Here is a 15,324-nt window from a genome sequence, read left to right as displayed (position 1 = left end):
GCGCTGACCGCGTGACCGGGCCCGAAGCCTTCGCCGCCCTCGACCTCCGCGTCGGCCGCATCCTCGCGGCCGAGCCCCTGGCGGGCGCGCGCAAGCCGGCCTACAAGCTCACCCTGGACCTCGGCCCGCTCGGCACCCGGGGCTCGAGCGCGCAGATCACCGATCTGTACCGGCCGGAGGACCTCGTCGGCCGGCTGGTCGTGTGCGCGGTCAACCTGGGCGTGCGGCGCATCGCGGGCTTCGAGTCCGAGGTGCTGGTGCTGGGCCTGCCGGACGAGGCGGGCCGCGTCGTGCTGCTCGCCGTCGAGCGGGACGTCCCGCTCGGCGGGAGGGTGTACTAGGCGACCGCCGGCCGGCGTGATCCGGGGCGGGGTCGCCGTCCAGGCGCGCCGATCGCGGCCTAGTTCACCCGGGCGGGCAGGATCACGACCGGCTTGCCGGCCCACTGCAGCCGCTTCTGGATGGCCGCCGCCGTCTCGTTGTGGAGCAGGTGCTGGTACCAGGCCTCGCGCTGGAAGATGACCTTGCCGGCGAAGTAGGTGACGCGCGGGAACTCCCTGGCGACGTCGAGGCACAGCTTCTCCCCCACGTCCACCGCGTCGGTGCCGAGGGCGTAGCGGGAGGTCGCCGGCATCCCGAGGCGCCGGGCCAGCTCGACGTACTGGGCCAGCGACTCCTCGGTCCCGTGCCGCAGCTCCTCGATGGCACCCTCGCCCTTGAATCCGCCCGAGTCCACCACGCCCACCGACAGGAACACGAGGTTCTTGAAGTAGCCGGGGAAGAACCGGAAGATGTTGAGCGTGGTGTGAATGCCGAGGCCGCCGTAGGTGGCCACCAGCACGGCCGCCGTCGGCGCCCTGGGGTCGAGCGCGCGCGGCGCCGTGTCCGGCTCGGGGGGCAGCGTCTTCAGCTCGTCGTACAGCTGGCCGAGCTTGGCGTAGGTGGTGCGGTAGTGCTTGCGGATGACGAAGCACAGCGCGACCAGGCTGCCGGTCACGACCAGGGTCACCCAGCCGCCCCTGGTGAACCGCTCGAAGATCGCGATGCCGAGGATCGTGACGCACAGCACGAAGCCCAGGGCGAAGACCAGGGCCCGTCTCAGCCACGGCTGCGGGATCGCCTGGCGCCGCGCGCGCAGCCAGTACCGCATCATCGCGAACATCGAGAGCGAGAAGGTGATGAACACGTTGATGCTGTACATCAGCACCAGCGTGCCGACGTTGCCGCGGGTATAGAGCAGTGCCGCCAGCGACGCCGCGCCCATCAGCACGACGCCGTTCTGCGTGGTCAGCCGCTCGGACAGCCCGGCGAACCGGTGCGGCACCCAGGAGTCCACCGCCATGTTGCCCAGCACCCGCGGGCCGTCGGTGAACCCGGCCTGCGCCGCGACCACCAGCAGGGCTCCCTCGGAGAACAGCGTCAGCACCACCAGCGTCTGCGACAGCGGGAAGCCGGCCGCGACCTTCTCGACCAGCACCGCGTTGGTCGTCTTTCCCGGCACGTAGGTGACGCCCCACAGCAGGTAGCAGATCAGCAGGCCCGCCGCGACGATGGACAGCGACGCCGCCATGTACATCATCGTGCGTTTGCCGGTCGCGACCTTGGGCTCGCGCATGATGGGGAGCCCGTTCGAGACGGCCTCGATCCCGGTGTACGTGCCGCCGCCCAGGGAGTACGCCCGCATCCCCAGCAGCAGCATCCCGGCGATCCCGAGGGTCGACAGGCCGCTGCGCACCCCGGTGCCCACCGTGTGCACCGTCGCCGGAAGCTGCGTGGCGTGGGCCGCGATCCCGTAGCCGATCAGCCAGACGTGGGTGACGAGGAACAGGATGAAGATCGGCGTGAGCGTGAGCACCGACTCCCGCACGCCGCGGATGTTGAGCGTGGTGAGCCCGAGGATGATCACCACCTCGGCGGCCAGCTTCACCGGCTGCCAGTGCGCCGGCAGGAAGCTGAACAGCGCGTCGCCCGCCGCCGCGATGGACGTGGTGATCGTCAGCACGTAGTCCACCAGCAGCGCGTTGCCCGAGACCACGCCCGCCTTCTCCCCCAGCAGCTTCGTGGCCACGACGTATCCGCCGCCGCCGCTGGGGAACTGCTCGATGATGTGGCTGTAGCCCCAGGCGATGATGATCACGGTCGTCGCGGTCGCCAGCGCGAGGCCCACCGCGAGGTAGGTGTGCGGACCGAGGGCGAGGAACGCCTCCTGCGGACCGTACGAGGACGAGGACAGTCCGTCGGCGCCGAGCCCCACCCAGGCCAGGAACGGGATCAGCGACAGCCGGTGGAAGAGCCTCCGGTCCCCGAGATCCCGGGGGCCGCCGAACAGGAACCGCTTCAACCGTGCCGTGAACGGTGGATGTTCGTCGGGGGCCGGGAGGGTCGCGTCGGGACCGGGGACGGGGGGCGAAGCCGCCCCGGAGACCGGCTCCCCGCTCTGGGCATGATCGGGCACGCCACAACATACACCGCCCCTCCGGTTTCTTCCGCCCCCTCCCGACCGAATCCGTCGCCATTGACGCGGGGCCTCCTTCCGGTCGCCGGCGCGGCCGGCATATTTGTTGCTCGCGAAGCCCGCGTAACCGTTTGCCGTGCACCTTTTTGGAGACCCGCCGGCATGGACGTGGTACTGCTGTCACGCATCCAGTTCGCGCTCACGATCGGCTTCCATTTCCTGTTCCCTCCCCTGACCATCGGCCTGGCCTGGTTGCTCGTGCTGATCGAGTGGCGGGGATGGCGCCGGAACGACCCGACGTGGGTGCGGATGGGCAGGTTCTTCAGCAAGCTCCTCGCCCTGACCTTCGCAGTCGGCGTGGCGACCGGCATCGTGATGGAGTTCCAGTTCGGCACGAACTGGGCGGTCTACTCCAAGTTCGTGGGCGACATCTTCGGCGCTCCGCTCGCGGCCGAGGGGGTGCTCGCGTTCTTCCTCGAGTCGGGGTTCCTCGGCCTGTACCTCTTCGGCCGCGGCCGGGTGTCCAGGGGCGCCCACTGGTTCTCGATCCTGATGGTCGCGGTGGGATCCACCATCTCGGCCTTCTGGATCCTGGTCGCGAACTCCTGGCAGCAGACGCCGGCCGGCTTCGTGGTCCGGAACGGGCGCGCCGAGCTGGTGAGCTTCGCGGCCGCCGTCTTCAACCCGTCGACCCTGCCCCGCTTCTTCCACACCGTGGACGCGGCACTCGTCGCGGGGGCCTTCCTGGTGGCCGGCGTCGCGGCATACCTGCTGCGGAAGGACCGTGACGACGACCTGGCGCGCCGGGCCCTCACGCTCGCCCTGGTGTTCGGCCTGGTGGCGTCGGCGACGGAAGTCTTCCCCTTCGGACACGTGCACGCGCGGCAGGTGGCGCACACGCAGCCGGAGAAGTTCGCCGCGATCGAGGGCCTGTACTCGAGCCAGTCGGCGGCGCCGATGGTGCTGTTCGCCTATCCGGTCACGCCGCCGCCCGAGCTCAAGGCCAAGGTCGAGATCCGCGGGGTGCTGAGCTGGCTGGCCTTCGGCGACATCAACGCGCCCATCCGCGGGATCACCGACTTCCCGCCCGAGAACCGGCCGCCGCTGTGGCTCACCTTCGTCTCGTTCCACAACATGGTCGTGCTGGGGATGTACTTCATCGCGGCGCTGGCGTGGGGCACCTGGCGGCTCCGGGGCGGGCGGCTGTGGGGCGACCGCCGCTACCTGCTCCTGCTCGTCGTCTCCATCCCGCTGCCGCTGGCCGCCTGCCAGCTCGGGTGGATGGCGGCCGAGGTCGGCCGGCAGCCGTGGATCGTCTACGGGCTGCTGCGGACGAGCGACGCGGTCTCGCGCAGCGTGCCGGCGGGCGACATGCTGTTCTCGCTGCTGCTCTTCGCCGTCCTGTATCTGCTCCTGGGCGCGCTGTACGTGTACCTGCTGGTGCGCGAGATCCGGCACGGCCCGCCCGGCCTCGAGCCGGCGCTGGCGTAACCCCGCGACTGGGAGACGCGACCCATGGACCTCAATACGATCTGGTTCCTCCTGGTCGGCGTGCTCATCGCCGGCTACGCCGTGCTGGACGGCTTCGACCTCGGCACGGGCGTGCTGCACCTGCTGACCCGCGACGAGCGGGAGCGGCGCGTGATGATGAACGCCGTCGGCCCGGTGTGGGACGGCAACGAGGTGTGGCTGCTGACGGGCGGCGGGGCGCTGTTCGCCGCCTTCCCGCCGGTCTACGCGACCGTGTTCAGCGGCTTCTACCTGGCGTTCATGCTGCTGCTGGTGGCGCTCATCCTGCGGGCGGTGTCGTTCGAGTTCCGCAGCAAGGTCGCCTCGCCGCGCTGGCGCCGCTGGTGGGACCTCGCGTTCGGCGTGGGGAGCCTCGTGCCGGCGCTGCTGTTCGGCGTGGCCGTGGGCAACGTGCTCCGCGGCCTGGAGATGGGCCCGGCGGGCATCAGCACCACGCTGCTCGGCCTCCTCAACCCCTTCGCCCTGCTGATCGGCCTGCTGGGCCTGGTGATGTTCGTCCTGCACGGCGCGACCTGGCTGGGCCTGAAGACCGAGGGCGCGCTCCAGGACCGGATGCGCCGCTGGGCGGCGAGCGCGTGGGTGGCCTTCATCGCGCTGTACGCGCTGGCGACCGTGGCGTCGTACGCCGTGGCGCCCTACCTGTTCGAGCACTGGTTCGGCAACCCGCTGACCTGGGTGTTCTTCGCCCTGCTGCTGGCGAGCAGCGTGACCGGTCCCGCGGCGATTGGCGCTTCCCGGTTCGGCCGCGCGTTCGTCGCGTCGGCCGCGGCCACGCTCAGCGTCATCGCGCTGGCGGCCGAAGGCCTGTACCCCCGGCTGGTGCCGGCGCGTCCCGACCTGGCGGCGAGCCTCACCATCTACAACGCCGCCTCCACCCCGCGCACCCTGACCACGATGCTGGTCATCGCGCTGGTGGGGATGCCGTTCGTGATCCTGTACACCGTGCTCATTTACCGGGCGTTCCGGGGCAAGACCGTGCTGACCGCGGAGAGTTACTAGGGCGCGGAAGGTGGTGTTCAGAGCCCCCGTCATCTTCGCTCTTGACACCAGGCGCGTTCTATCGTAATCTGACGATAGACTCCATCGAGGGCTCCCGGTGAGCGACACACCCGACATCCGCACGGTCGTCCGCTCGAAGTACGGCGAGATCGCCAAGGGCACCACGACCTGCGGGTGCGGGCCGAGCTGTTGCGGCGGCGGCGAGGGCGCGGTGGGCGCCAGGATCGCCGAGCACATCGGCTACAGCGCGCAGGACCTGGCGGAGATCCCGGCCGGCGCGAACCTCGGCCTCGGCTGCGGGAACCCCCTCGCGCACGCCGCGGTGAAGCCGGGCGACGTGATCCTGGACCTCGGCTCGGGCGCCGGGATGGACGCCTTCCTGGCCGCGCACGAGGTCGGCCCCACCGGACGGGTGATCGGCGTGGACATGACGCCCGAGATGGTCGAGCGGGCCCGGGAGAACGCGCGCAAGGTCGGCGCCGCCAACGTGGAGTTCCGGCTCGGCGAGATCGAGCGGCTCCCGGTGGCCGATGCCGAGGTGGACGTCATCATCTCGAACTGCGTGATCAACCTCTCGACCGACAAGGCCGCCGTGTTCGCGGAGGCGTTCCGCGTCCTCAAGCCGGGCGGCCGGATGGTGGTGAGCGACCTGGTACTGACGCGGCCGATTCCCGGCGACATCCGGCACTCGGTCGAGGCCTACGTGGGCTGCGTCGCCGGCGCCGCGATGAAGGACGAGTACCTGTGGCTGATCGGCGCGGCCGGCTTCCGCGACATCGAGGTGGTGGAGGAGCGGAGCTACGGCGACGCCGAGGTGTTCGGCGGCTACGAGTGGCTGCGCCAGGCCGCGACCTCGGTCGTCTCCGCCAAGGTGCGGGCCGCCAAACCGAGGTGAAGCGGCGTTCCTCACCGGCCGCCACCGGTTGACGCATCAATAATTGTTGATATATTGGCGTCATGCCGGCGGCGACCCTCTCCGATCTGGACACGCTCACCACCCGCTTCAAGGCGCTGTCGGACCCGCTCCGGCTGCACATCCTCGACCGCCTGCGCGGCGGCGAGCGCTGCGTCTGCGAGCTGACCGACGCCCTGGACGCCGGCCAGTCCCTGCTTTCCTTCCACCTCAAGGTCCTGAAGGACGCCGGACTGGTGACCGACCGCCGGGAGGGACGGTGGATGCACTACGCCGTGGACCCGGAGGCGCTGGTCGAGATCGAGGCCTTCCTCGGGATGCTGCGCCGCCGGACGCCGGAGCGGCGCTGGAAGCCGGTGTGCTGCGAATGAGCGGCCAGCGGACGGGCCCGCTGCGCGTGCTGGTGCTGTGCACGGGCAACTCCGCCCGCAGCCAGATGGCCGAGACGTTGTTCAACCAGCTGGGGCACGGCCGCATCCAGGCCGAGAGTGCCGGCTCGCGCCCCGCGCTCCGCGTGAATCCGCTCGCCGTCGAGGTGCTGACGGAGCACGGGCTCGCGTGGTCGGGCCACCCGCCGCGCGGGCTGGACGGGCTGGAGCGCGAGCCGTGGGATTTCGTCATCACCGTCTGCGACAGGGCGAAGGAGGCCTGCCCGATCTTCCCGGGGCAGCCGGTGCTGGCGCACTGGGGCATGCCCGATCCGGCGGACGTCGGAGGCGACGACGCGACGCGGCGCGCGGCGTTTCGCGAGGCCTACGTCCTGCTGCGGCGCCGCGTGGAGCTGATGCTCGCCCTGCCGCTCGAGAAGCTGGAGCGGATGGCGCTCGAAGCGCGGGTGCGCGCCATCGGCGCCACGCCTCCCCCCGAGTAGCCCGCCCGCGTCCATGGTCGCTGCACCCCCGGCGCGCGCCGCCGCCCGCCTCGGCGTCGCCGCACGCTACCTGTCGCTCTGGGTCGCGCTGGCCATGGTCGGCGGCGTGATGCTCGGCAAGGGCCTGCCGGGCGCCACGGCGGCTCTGCGCGGCATGGAGTTCGGCAGCGGGAGCCACGTCAACGTCCCGATCGCCGTCCTGATCTGGCTGATGATCGTCCCCATGATGATGAAGGTGGACTTCGGAGCCATCCGCGACGTGGGAAAGCGTCCGCGCGGCCTCCTGGTCACCCTGTTCGTCAACTGGCTGGTGAAGCCGTTCTCGATGGCCCTGCTGGCCTGGGCTTTCTTCAAGCATCTGTTCGCGCCATGGATCGGCCCGGCGCTGGCCGACCAGTACGTCGCCGGGGCGATCATCCTGGCCGCGGCGCCCTGCACCGCCATGGTGTTCGTGTGGAGCTACCTCACCGACGGCGACCCGGCGTACACCCTGGTCCAGGTCTCGCTCAACGACCTGATCATGGTGGTCCTGTTCGCGCCCATCGTCCGGCTGCTGGTGAGCGGCACGTCGTCCCTGAGCGTGCCGTTCTCCGTGCTGCTGTGGTCGGTGGCGCTGTTCATCGCCATCCCGCTGGCCGCCGGCACGGCGCTGCGCGCCGCCCTGATCCGGTGGCGCGGCGCCCCGTGGTTCGAGGGCAGCCTCCTGCCGCGGCTCGCGCCGCTCACGCTGGCGGCGCTCGTCGTCACGGTGGTGCTCATCTTCTCCTTCCAGGCCGACAACATCACCGGCCGGCTCCTCCACGTGGTCCTGATCGCCATCCCGCTCACGCTGCAGGTGTACTTCAACGCGTCCCTGACCTACGCCCTGATGCGCCGCCTGCGGGTTCCCTTCTCGGTGGCCGCGCCCGGAGCGCTGATCGGTGCCAGCAACTTCTTCGAGCTGGCCGTGGCCACGGCCATCGCCCTGTTCGGGCCCGGCTCCGGTGCCGCGCTCGCGACCGTGGTCGGGGTGCTGGTCGAGGTGCCCGTGATGCTCTCGGTGTGCTCGGCCTGCAACCGCACCCGCGCCTGGTTCGGCTCGGAGGTGACGGCCTCGTAGCTTGCGGTGAACAGGACAGCTGTGAGACGCACCCTCGGCGTCTCGCAACTCGACTGTCATCTTGCCCTCCCGCCGCCTCACGACTGTATCTTAGGACCCATGCCGCTCCACGCCGTCTACGGCCACGAGGAATTGCGCGAGCGCCTGGCGACGTCCATGCGCGCCGGGCGGCTGCCGACGGCCCTGCTTCTCGTCGGACCGCCCGGCGTCGGCAAGCAGCGCCTCGGCCTGTGGATCGCGGCCGGCCTGGTGTGCGAGCAGGGACCCGGCGAGCCGTGCGGCGCGTGCCACGCCTGCCGGATGGCCGGCGGCCTGATGCATCCCGACATCCACTGGTTCTTCCCGATGGTGCGGCCGAAGGCGGAGGAGGACCGGCAGGCCGACGAGGCCGAGGAGCTGCTGGCGCAGGCGCTGCAGGCGCGGCGCGAGCAGCCGCTCTACCAGCCGCCGGACGGGATGGCGGGCATCTTCCTGCCGCTGGTGCGGGTGCTGCACCGGCGCGCCCAGATGCGCCCCGCGATGGCGAAGCGGAAGGTCTTCGTGGTGGGCGACGCGGAGCGGCTGGTGCCGCAGGCCTCGAGCCCCGAGGCGGCCAACGCGCTGCTGAAGGTGCTCGAGGAGCCGCCGCCCGACACCTGGTTCATCCTCACGGCGGCCGAGCCCGCCGCGCTGCTGCCGACGATCCGCTCCCGCCTGGTGCAGCTGCGCGTGCGCCGGCTCCGGGCCTCCGAGGTGGCGCGGTTCCTGGTCGAGGTGCCCCAGCCCCCGCTCTCGAGCGCGGAGGCGAAGCGGCGCGCCGACCTGGCGGGCGGGTCCATCGGCACCGCCCTCGGCGACGGCGGCGAGCCGGGCGCCGAGGCGGATGCGCGGGCCTTGCTCGAGGCCGCGGTCCGCGGCCCGCTCGCGCGCTACCGCTACGCCCTCGGGGTCAAGTCGTTCGGCGGCCGGGGCGACTTCACGGAAACGCTCGCCTCGGCCGCCGAGCTGCTGCGCGACCGCCTGGCCGAGCGGCTGCGGCATCCGGAAGCCGGCCGCGGCGACGAGTCCCCCGCGACCGGCCTGCTCGAAGCCATCCGCGACATCGAGCGCGCCAGGAAGCTCGCGCGCGGCAACGTGAATCCCCAGCTGATCGTGGCGGACCTCGCGCGCCGGCTCGCGGACCGGCTGTCGTGAGCCGCCGCCTCTCGCACGTGGACGCGAAGGGCCGCGCGCGGATGGTGAACGTGGAGGCCAAGGCGGTGACGGCCCGCCGGGCCGTGGCCGAAGGCCGGATCACCATGAGCCGCGCCGCGTTCGACCTCGTGCGGGCCAACCGGGCCGCCAAGGGCGACGTCCTCGCCGTGGCCGAGCTGGCGGGGGTGGCGGGCGCCAAGCGCACGCCCGAGCTGATCCCGCTCGCGCACCCCCTCGCGCTCGACCACGTGGCGGTGAGCGCGCGGCTCGACCCCGCCCTGCCCGGCGTTCGCATCGTCGCCGAGACGCGGGTGGAGGCCAAGACCGGCGTCGAGATGGAAGCGCTCACGGCGTGCGCCGTGGCGCTGCTCGCCGTCTACGACATGGTCAAGGCCGCCGATCGCGGCATGGAGATCGGGGAGATCCGGCTGAGTGAGAAGTCGGGGGGCCGCTCGGGCCCCTGGAAGCGGAAGGGCTAGCGGGCGGCGCGCGCCGTCAGCTGGGGATGCGGATCGCCTGGCCCGGCTTGATGAGGCTGCGCTTCGTCAGGCCGTTTTCCCTGAGCAGCGCGTCCAGCGGCACCCCGAACGCCCGCGCGATGGTATACGCGTTCTCGCCGGGGCGGACGATGTGGACGGTGCGCGTCGCGGTGCTCGGGGCCGCGGCGGCGCCCGGCGAGCCCGCGCCGGGCGCCTTCCCGCCGCCGCGCGCCACGCTCGAAAGCATCACTGCCGGTGCGCGATGCAGGCCCTGCCGTCCGGAACGCCGGGTTCCGCGGGCCGCGTAACTCCACCGCGACGGCGCGACGCCCGAGGTCGGGATCACCAGCATCCGCCCGGGCCTCAGGCTCCGTGCCTTCACGCCGCGGTTGGCGCTGAGGATCAGGTCCACCGTGACGTGGTAGCGCGCCGCGATCTGGCCCAGCGTCTCGCCCCGGGCGACGGCGTGCTCGACGAAGGTGACCCGGTGCTCGGGCGGCAGCACCGCCAGGCGCACCGCCGCGGAGTCGGCCCGCCCCGGCGGCACCCGGACCCACACCGTCCGGTCGGGCGGCGTCACGCGGCGCACGAACTGCGGGTTCAGCTCCAGGATCTCGTCGGTCGTCGTGTCCGCCAGCTTCGCCACCACGTCCAGGCCGACCGCGTCGCGCACCTCGATCGAGTCGTACCGCAGCGGGTCCCAGCGCTCGATGTGGTCGAAGCCCCACTGCTCCGGCTCCTTGGCGATCATCGCCGCCGCGATCAGCTTCGGCACGTAGTCCTTGGTCTCCCGCCGCAGGAACCGCTCGTCCGCCAGCGCGAAGAACAGGTCGTTGCCCTGCTTCTCCCCGAAGTCGTAGCGGTTCAGCCCGCGCTCGATCTTCCCCGGTCCCGCGTCGTAGGCCGCGGCGGCCAGGTACAGCGACCCGAACCGGTCGTTCAGCTCCGAGAGCATCCGGATCGCCGCGTCCGTCGCGCGCCACGGGTCGCGCCGCTCGTCCACCCACGGGTCCACCACCAGCCCGTAGCGGCGGCCGGTGCCCGCCATGAACTGCCACAGTCCCACCGCGCGGCGCCGGCTCACGGCCAGCGGGTTCATCCCGCTCTCGATCACCGCGAGGTAGACCATGTCCTGCGGCATCCGCGCCGCCCGCAGCTTGTCGCGCACCAGGGATTCCCAGCGGCCGAGCCGCGCCAGGTAGATCTCGAAGTGGTCGTGCGCGCGCCCGCGGAAGTAGTCGAGGTAGTACTGCACTCGCTCGTTGTTGGTGTACCGGCTGACGTCGATGTCCCAGGTGGCGGGGGCCTCGGCGGCGGCCGCCGCGGGGCTCGCGGCCGCGGTCGGCCCGGGTCCCACCGCCGGCGCCGTCGGCGCCGCCACGTGCGAGGCGTCCGCCGGTGCCGCGGCGGCGACAGTGGCCGGCGCGTGGCCGACGACCGAGTCCGCCGTCATCGTGCGCAGGGTGTCCAGGAACGCTGCGTCGCTCGCGGTGTCGCGGGCGGGAGCTTGAACGGTTGTGGGGGAGGGGGATGGTGCCGCCGGTTCGCCGCGCGCCGTGTCAGCCGGGTTGCTGTCGGCGCGCGCCACCTCGGTGGCCGGCGGGCCGGCGTTCTCGGTCGGCCCGGCTTGCGGCGCCAGGGATGCGGCGTGGGGCCGCGCACAGGCGGCCAGTCCGATCAGGACCGGCAAGAGAAGCCGCTTCAGCGCTGCCCCCAACCGTGCATGACGTTGCCCTGTTGCTGGTTACGTATGGTGCCGCCGCCGGCTCGCGGACGCGAGCACCGGCCTGAGGGGGGCCCGGTCCGAGGTCGGCTTGGCAGGCGCAATATGCCCACCCCCCCGCGAACCGGTCAATACTAATTCCGCCTACACGTGATCCCGGTCACGCAACCGGCGGTCACTGCTCCCGCGACACCAGCTCCCGGAACCGCCTCGCCAGGTCCTGGGTGACCTCGCCCACGCTGCCGCAGCCGATCTTGCGCCCATCGAGCTTGACGACCCCGACCACCTCGGCCGCCGTGCCGGTCAGGAACACCTCGTCGGCGGTGTAGAGGTCGTAGCGGTTCAGGGACTCCTCCCGCACGTCCAGGCCGGCCTCGCGACCCAGCTCGATGACGGCGTCGCGGGTCACGCCGCGGAGGATGCCGGAGTACGCCGGAGGGGTGCGCAGCGTGTGGTTCGAGACGCAGAACACGTTCTCGCCGACGCCCTCGGCCACCTCACCGGTGGACTCGAGCATCAACGCCTCGTCCACGCCCGCGTTGACCGCCTCGATCTTCGCGAGGATGTGGGCGAGATAGTTGAGCGACTTGATCCGCGGACTGAGCCCCTCGCGGTGGTTCACCGGCGTCGGCGCCGTCATCATCGTGAGCCCGCGCTGGTACACCTCGCCCGGGAACAGCGCGATCTTGTCCGCGATGCAGAAGATCGTCGGCTTCTTGCACTTGCGGGGGTCGAGCCCGAGATCGCCGAAGCCGCGCGTCACCACCAGGCGGATGTACGCGTCCGACAGCCGGTTCACCCGGATGCACTCTTCGCACAGCTCGGCCATCGCGTCCTGCGCCATCGGGATGTCGAGCCAGATGGCCCGCGCCGATGCGTACAGACGGTCGAGGTGCTGCTTGAGCCGGAAGATGCGGCCGTTGTAGGCCCGGATGCCCTCGAACACGCCGTCGCCGTAGAGCACGCCGTGATCGAACACCGAGATCTTGGCCTGATCGCCGTCGTAGAACTTGCCGTCAATCCAGATCTGCGGCACCGGCATCCTCCTCCCGTACGCGGTCGCGCAAAGATAGCCCGCGAGCCGGCCCTGCGCACCATTCGCCCCGGCCCGCCTCGGGATTCTCCCCTCTCCCGCAACCGTGCAAGATCCACACCCGCGATGGGAGGGAGATCCGTGTCACGCGCCGGGGACAGCGACCTCGCACGGCGACGCCGGCGGCAGGCGGGGCCTAGAGCCCGATCGTGGCCCCCAGGCCCAGCTCGAGCGCGCGCTCGTAGGCGAGCCGTGCCGTCACGACGTCCTCGACGGCCAAACCGAGCGACTTGAAGAGCGTGATGTCGTCGTCGCCCCGCCGTCCCGGTGACCCGGCCGCGACCGCGCCCAGCTCGGCGACGACGTGATCGGGCCCGATGTGCCCCTCGGCCCTGGCCAGGATCAGGTCTCCGGCCTCCGCCTCCGCCGACGCGCGCGAGTCCACGAACACCCGGCAGCGGGCCACCGCGGCGCCGTCCAGCTCGCGCATGTCGCGGGCGGACGACCCCACCGCGCACAGGTGCATCCCCGGCTCCAGCCACGCGGCGTCCACGATCGGCTCGCGCGCCGACGTGACGGCCACCACCACGTCGGCCTCACGCATCGCGCCCTGGACCGTCGCCGCGACCGCGAGCGGGCACGCGACGGTTCCCGCCATGTCCCGCACGAACCGCTCGGCGTGCACCGCGGTCCGCGACCAGACCCGCACCGACCCCAGCGACAGCACCTGCGCCACGGCGCGGAGATGGCTCCGGGCCTGCACCCCGGACCCGAGGATCGCGAGGCGCCGGACGCCCCGGCGCGCGAGCAGCTCGACCGACACCGCCGTCACCGCGGCCGTGCGCATCTCCGTCACCAGGCGGCCGTCCATCACCGCGAGCAGCGCGCCGGTCGCGGGGTCCAGGAGCAGGATGGTCGCCAGGTGCGTCGGGTGCGGGCCGGCCGCGTTGCCGGGGAAGAAGGTGACCGACTTCATGCCCAGCGCCCCGCCCCGCGCGTCGCGCAGGTGCGCCGGCATCGTCGCATAGTACCCGCCCGCGGGCTCGACCCGCAGGGTCGGGCGCACCGGCTGCACGACGTCGCCGCGCGAGAACCGGATCAGCGCGTCCTTCATCGCGGGGATCAGGGCGCCCATCTCGAGCGCGCGGGCCAGGTCCGGCTCGGTCAGCAGCAGCGGCATCGCTCAGTCTCCGTGCATCGCCAGCTCGAAGCGGAGGCACGCGTGCGCCCGCCGCAGCGCCGCCTCCACGACCGCCGCCGATGAGCCGCGTGCGAAGATGAAGCCCGGGTACTGCGTCCCCCACGGCAGCGGGACCAGCCGCTGTCCGACGTGCGCGGTGATCGACACGTCCTCCACGCCGGCCACGCGGCGCGCCCCCTCCACGCCGCCCACGGCCCGCAGCACGCCCGCTCCCGGCACCGGGATCATCATCACCCCGGCGGCCGACGCCTCCCGCTCGAACGTGGGCACCGGCAGGCCGAGCGCCTGCCTCAGCAGCAGCTCCTCCAGCGACAGCGCGTCCGCGCCCTCGCCGAAGCGCAGCACCTGGCTGCAACGCCCGCCGATGGGCCGCGCCCCCAGCTCGATCAGCCACGGCCCCGCGTCGTTGAGCCGCAGCTCGACGTGCACCGGGCCCGACACGAGGCCCAGGGCCGCGGCCGCCCGCTCCGCGCACGCCGCGAGGGAGCCGCGGGCCGCCACGTCCAGACGGCTCGGCGTCAGGTAGATCGTCTCCTCGAAGTACGGGCCGTCGAGCGGATCCGGCTTGTCGAACAGCGCCAGCACCCGCAGCCGGCCGCCCTCGAGCAGCCCCTCGAGCGCGAACTCCGGGCCCGGCACGAACGACTCCACCAGGTAGCGCCGCGACTCCTCGCCCCGCGCGGCGACGTCGGGCAAGCCGAGAATGCCGCTCAGCACGCCGTGGGCAGCGAGGAAGCCGTCCGGCGAATCGGCGCGGATCACGCCCCGGCTCGCCGACAGGCACAGCGGCTTCAGCACGCAGGGATAATGCGCCGAGTGAGCCGCCGCCCGCGGATCCTCGGCGAGCGCGTGGGCCCGGAACTCCGGCACCGGGACGCCGGCGGCGGCGAGGGCCACGCGCTGGTCGAGCTTGTTCCGCGCGGCCAGCGTCGCCGCGAGCGGATTGTGCGGCAGGCCGAGCGCCGCCGCGATCGCGGCGGCGACGACGGCCGTGTCGTCGTCCACGCCCACCACCGCCGCCACGGGGTGCTCGGCCGCGAACGCCGCCGCCTGGCCCACCGCGCGCTCGCGGTGCGCGAAGTCGAAGGTCGCCAGGCCCTCGGGCTCCCGGCCGCTGAACACGCTGTCCTGATCGGAAGCCACGGTGAGATCCACGTCGAGCCGGCGCGCGGCCTCGACGAAGGCGGCGGTCCGGTAGGTCGTGCTGGGGAGAAGGAGGAGGAGGCGCGCCCGGGCGCCCACTATTTCTTCGCTGCGGTCACGTAGGGGTTGGTGCCCGCCGAGTGATCGGTGATGTCCACGATGCCTGCGACCTCCGGCACGCGCTGGCGCAGCGCCGTCTCGATGCCCTGCCGCAAGGTCACGTCGGCCATGCCGCAGCCCTGGCAGCCGCCGCCCATTCGCAGCATCACGACCGCATCCTGCACGTCGATCAGCTCGACGAAGCCGCCGTGCCGCGCGACCGCGGGATTGATCTCGGCCTCGAACAGGTCGGCGACCCGCGAGTACAGCGCCTCGTCGTCGCCGGACGCCGCGGATCCCGGCGCAGCCGCGACCGGCCGCACGGCGCCAGCCAGCGCGTCCCTGATCGCCGCGCCGACCTGCTTGCCGGTCACCTGCCAGGGCGCGGGCCCTTCCTTCGTCACGGTGACCGTCCCGCCCGACACCACGACTTCCCGGACGCCGGGGACGGCGAACAACGCCACCGCCAGCGGTGACCCCTCCGCCTCCTGGGCCGTGACGAAGCGGCGGACGCCCTCGTACACCGGCTTGCTGACGACGAACCGGCAGCGGGTTGCGTCGATGGGCTCGGCTGTGATCCTTATCTCACTGTCCACGAACGAATTA

The 15,324-nt window shown here is 72.2% G+C and carries 15 protein-coding genes; 9 read left to right on the top strand and 6 right to left on the bottom strand.

Annotation, left to right across the window (positions count from 1 at the left end):
* A partial coding sequence (locus tag VMF70_10175; protein ID HTT68383.1) for a tRNA-binding protein occupies positions 1 to 341 on the top strand: 341 nt, incomplete at its 5' end.
* A 59-nt stretch (positions 342 to 400) separates the two neighbouring features.
* On the opposite strand, the gene VMF70_10170 is transcribed toward VMF70_10175, so the two are convergent.
* On the bottom strand, positions 401 to 2,341 hold the full coding sequence (locus VMF70_10170; GenBank protein ID HTT68382.1) for an APC family permease: 1,941 nt from the start codon (positions 2,339 to 2,341) through the stop codon (positions 401 to 403).
* Between the two features lie 276 nt (positions 2,342 to 2,617).
* On the opposite strand from VMF70_10170, the gene VMF70_10165 reads away from it, so the two are divergent.
* The 8 genes from VMF70_10165 to moaC all read left to right on the top strand — a co-directional run bounded on the left by VMF70_10165 (position 2,618) and on the right by moaC (position 9,519).
* Positions 2,618 to 3,946, top strand: a complete 1,329-nt coding sequence (locus VMF70_10165; protein HTT68381.1) for a cytochrome ubiquinol oxidase subunit I — start codon at positions 2,618 to 2,620, stop codon at positions 3,944 to 3,946.
* A gap of 24 nt (positions 3,947 to 3,970) precedes the next feature.
* A complete protein-coding gene (gene cydB / locus VMF70_10160; GenBank protein ID HTT68380.1) occupies positions 3,971 to 4,984 on the top strand; it encodes a cytochrome d ubiquinol oxidase subunit II in 1,014 nt (337 codons plus the stop codon).
* A 97-nt stretch (positions 4,985 to 5,081) separates the two neighbouring features.
* A complete protein-coding gene (arsM, locus tag VMF70_10155) occupies positions 5,082 to 5,879 on the top strand; it encodes an arsenite methyltransferase (GenBank protein HTT68379.1) in 798 nt (265 codons plus the stop codon).
* Positions 5,880 to 5,941: 62 nt separating this feature from the next.
* Entirely contained in the window at positions 5,942 to 6,268 is a 327-nt protein-coding gene (locus VMF70_10150; GenBank protein ID HTT68378.1) for a metalloregulator ArsR/SmtB family transcription factor, read from the top strand.
* Positions 6,265 to 6,768, top strand: a complete 504-nt coding sequence (locus VMF70_10145) for an arsenate reductase ArsC (protein ID HTT68377.1) — start codon at positions 6,265 to 6,267, stop codon at positions 6,766 to 6,768. The genes VMF70_10150 and VMF70_10145 overlap by 4 nt, the downstream gene beginning before the upstream one ends.
* A gap of 13 nt (positions 6,769 to 6,781) precedes the next feature.
* On the top strand, positions 6,782 to 7,867 hold the full coding sequence (gene arsB / locus VMF70_10140; protein ID HTT68376.1) for an ACR3 family arsenite efflux transporter: 1,086 nt from the start codon (positions 6,782 to 6,784) through the stop codon (positions 7,865 to 7,867).
* Between the two features lie 99 nt (positions 7,868 to 7,966).
* A complete protein-coding gene (locus tag VMF70_10135) occupies positions 7,967 to 9,040 on the top strand; it encodes a hypothetical protein (protein ID HTT68375.1) in 1,074 nt (357 codons plus the stop codon).
* Positions 9,037 to 9,519 carry a cyclic pyranopterin monophosphate synthase MoaC gene (moaC, locus tag VMF70_10130; GenBank protein ID HTT68374.1) on the top strand — a complete coding sequence of 161 codons (483 nt, stop codon included), beginning with the start codon at positions 9,037 to 9,039 and terminating at the stop codon, positions 9,517 to 9,519. The genes VMF70_10135 and moaC overlap by 4 nt, the downstream gene beginning before the upstream one ends.
* Positions 9,520 to 9,535: 16 nt before the next feature.
* On the opposite strand, the gene VMF70_10125 is transcribed toward moaC, so the two are convergent.
* From VMF70_10125 to VMF70_10105, 5 genes are all read right to left on the bottom strand, one after another.
* Positions 9,536 to 10,972: a transglycosylase SLT domain-containing protein gene (locus VMF70_10125; GenBank protein HTT68373.1), complete on the bottom strand. Its 1,437-nt coding sequence runs from the start codon at positions 10,970 to 10,972 to the stop codon at positions 9,536 to 9,538.
* A gap of 445 nt (positions 10,973 to 11,417) precedes the next feature.
* Complete coding sequence (gene ilvE / locus VMF70_10120) at positions 11,418 to 12,278, bottom strand: branched-chain-amino-acid transaminase (protein ID HTT68372.1); 861 nt, start codon at positions 12,276 to 12,278, stop codon at positions 11,418 to 11,420.
* A 193-nt stretch (positions 12,279 to 12,471) separates the two neighbouring features.
* Complete coding sequence (locus VMF70_10115; protein HTT68371.1) at positions 12,472 to 13,455, bottom strand: ornithine cyclodeaminase family protein; 984 nt, start codon at positions 13,453 to 13,455, stop codon at positions 12,472 to 12,474.
* A gap of 3 nt (positions 13,456 to 13,458) precedes the next feature.
* Complete coding sequence (locus VMF70_10110; GenBank protein HTT68370.1) at positions 13,459 to 14,718, bottom strand: ATP-grasp domain-containing protein; 1,260 nt, start codon at positions 14,716 to 14,718, stop codon at positions 13,459 to 13,461.
* Positions 14,718 to 15,314, bottom strand: a complete 597-nt coding sequence (locus VMF70_10105; protein HTT68369.1) for a NifU family protein — start codon at positions 15,312 to 15,314, stop codon at positions 14,718 to 14,720. Before VMF70_10105 ends, VMF70_10110 begins: the two co-directional genes overlap by 1 nt.
* Positions 15,315 to 15,324 lie beyond the last annotated feature (10 nt).

It is taken from the genome of Gemmatimonadales bacterium (assembly GCA_035502185.1).
Classification (GTDB): Bacteria; Gemmatimonadota; Gemmatimonadetes; order Gemmatimonadales; family JACORV01; genus Fen-1245.
The sequence above is the reverse complement of the archived record's forward strand: the minus strand, read 5'-3'. Positions and strand labels throughout refer to the sequence as shown.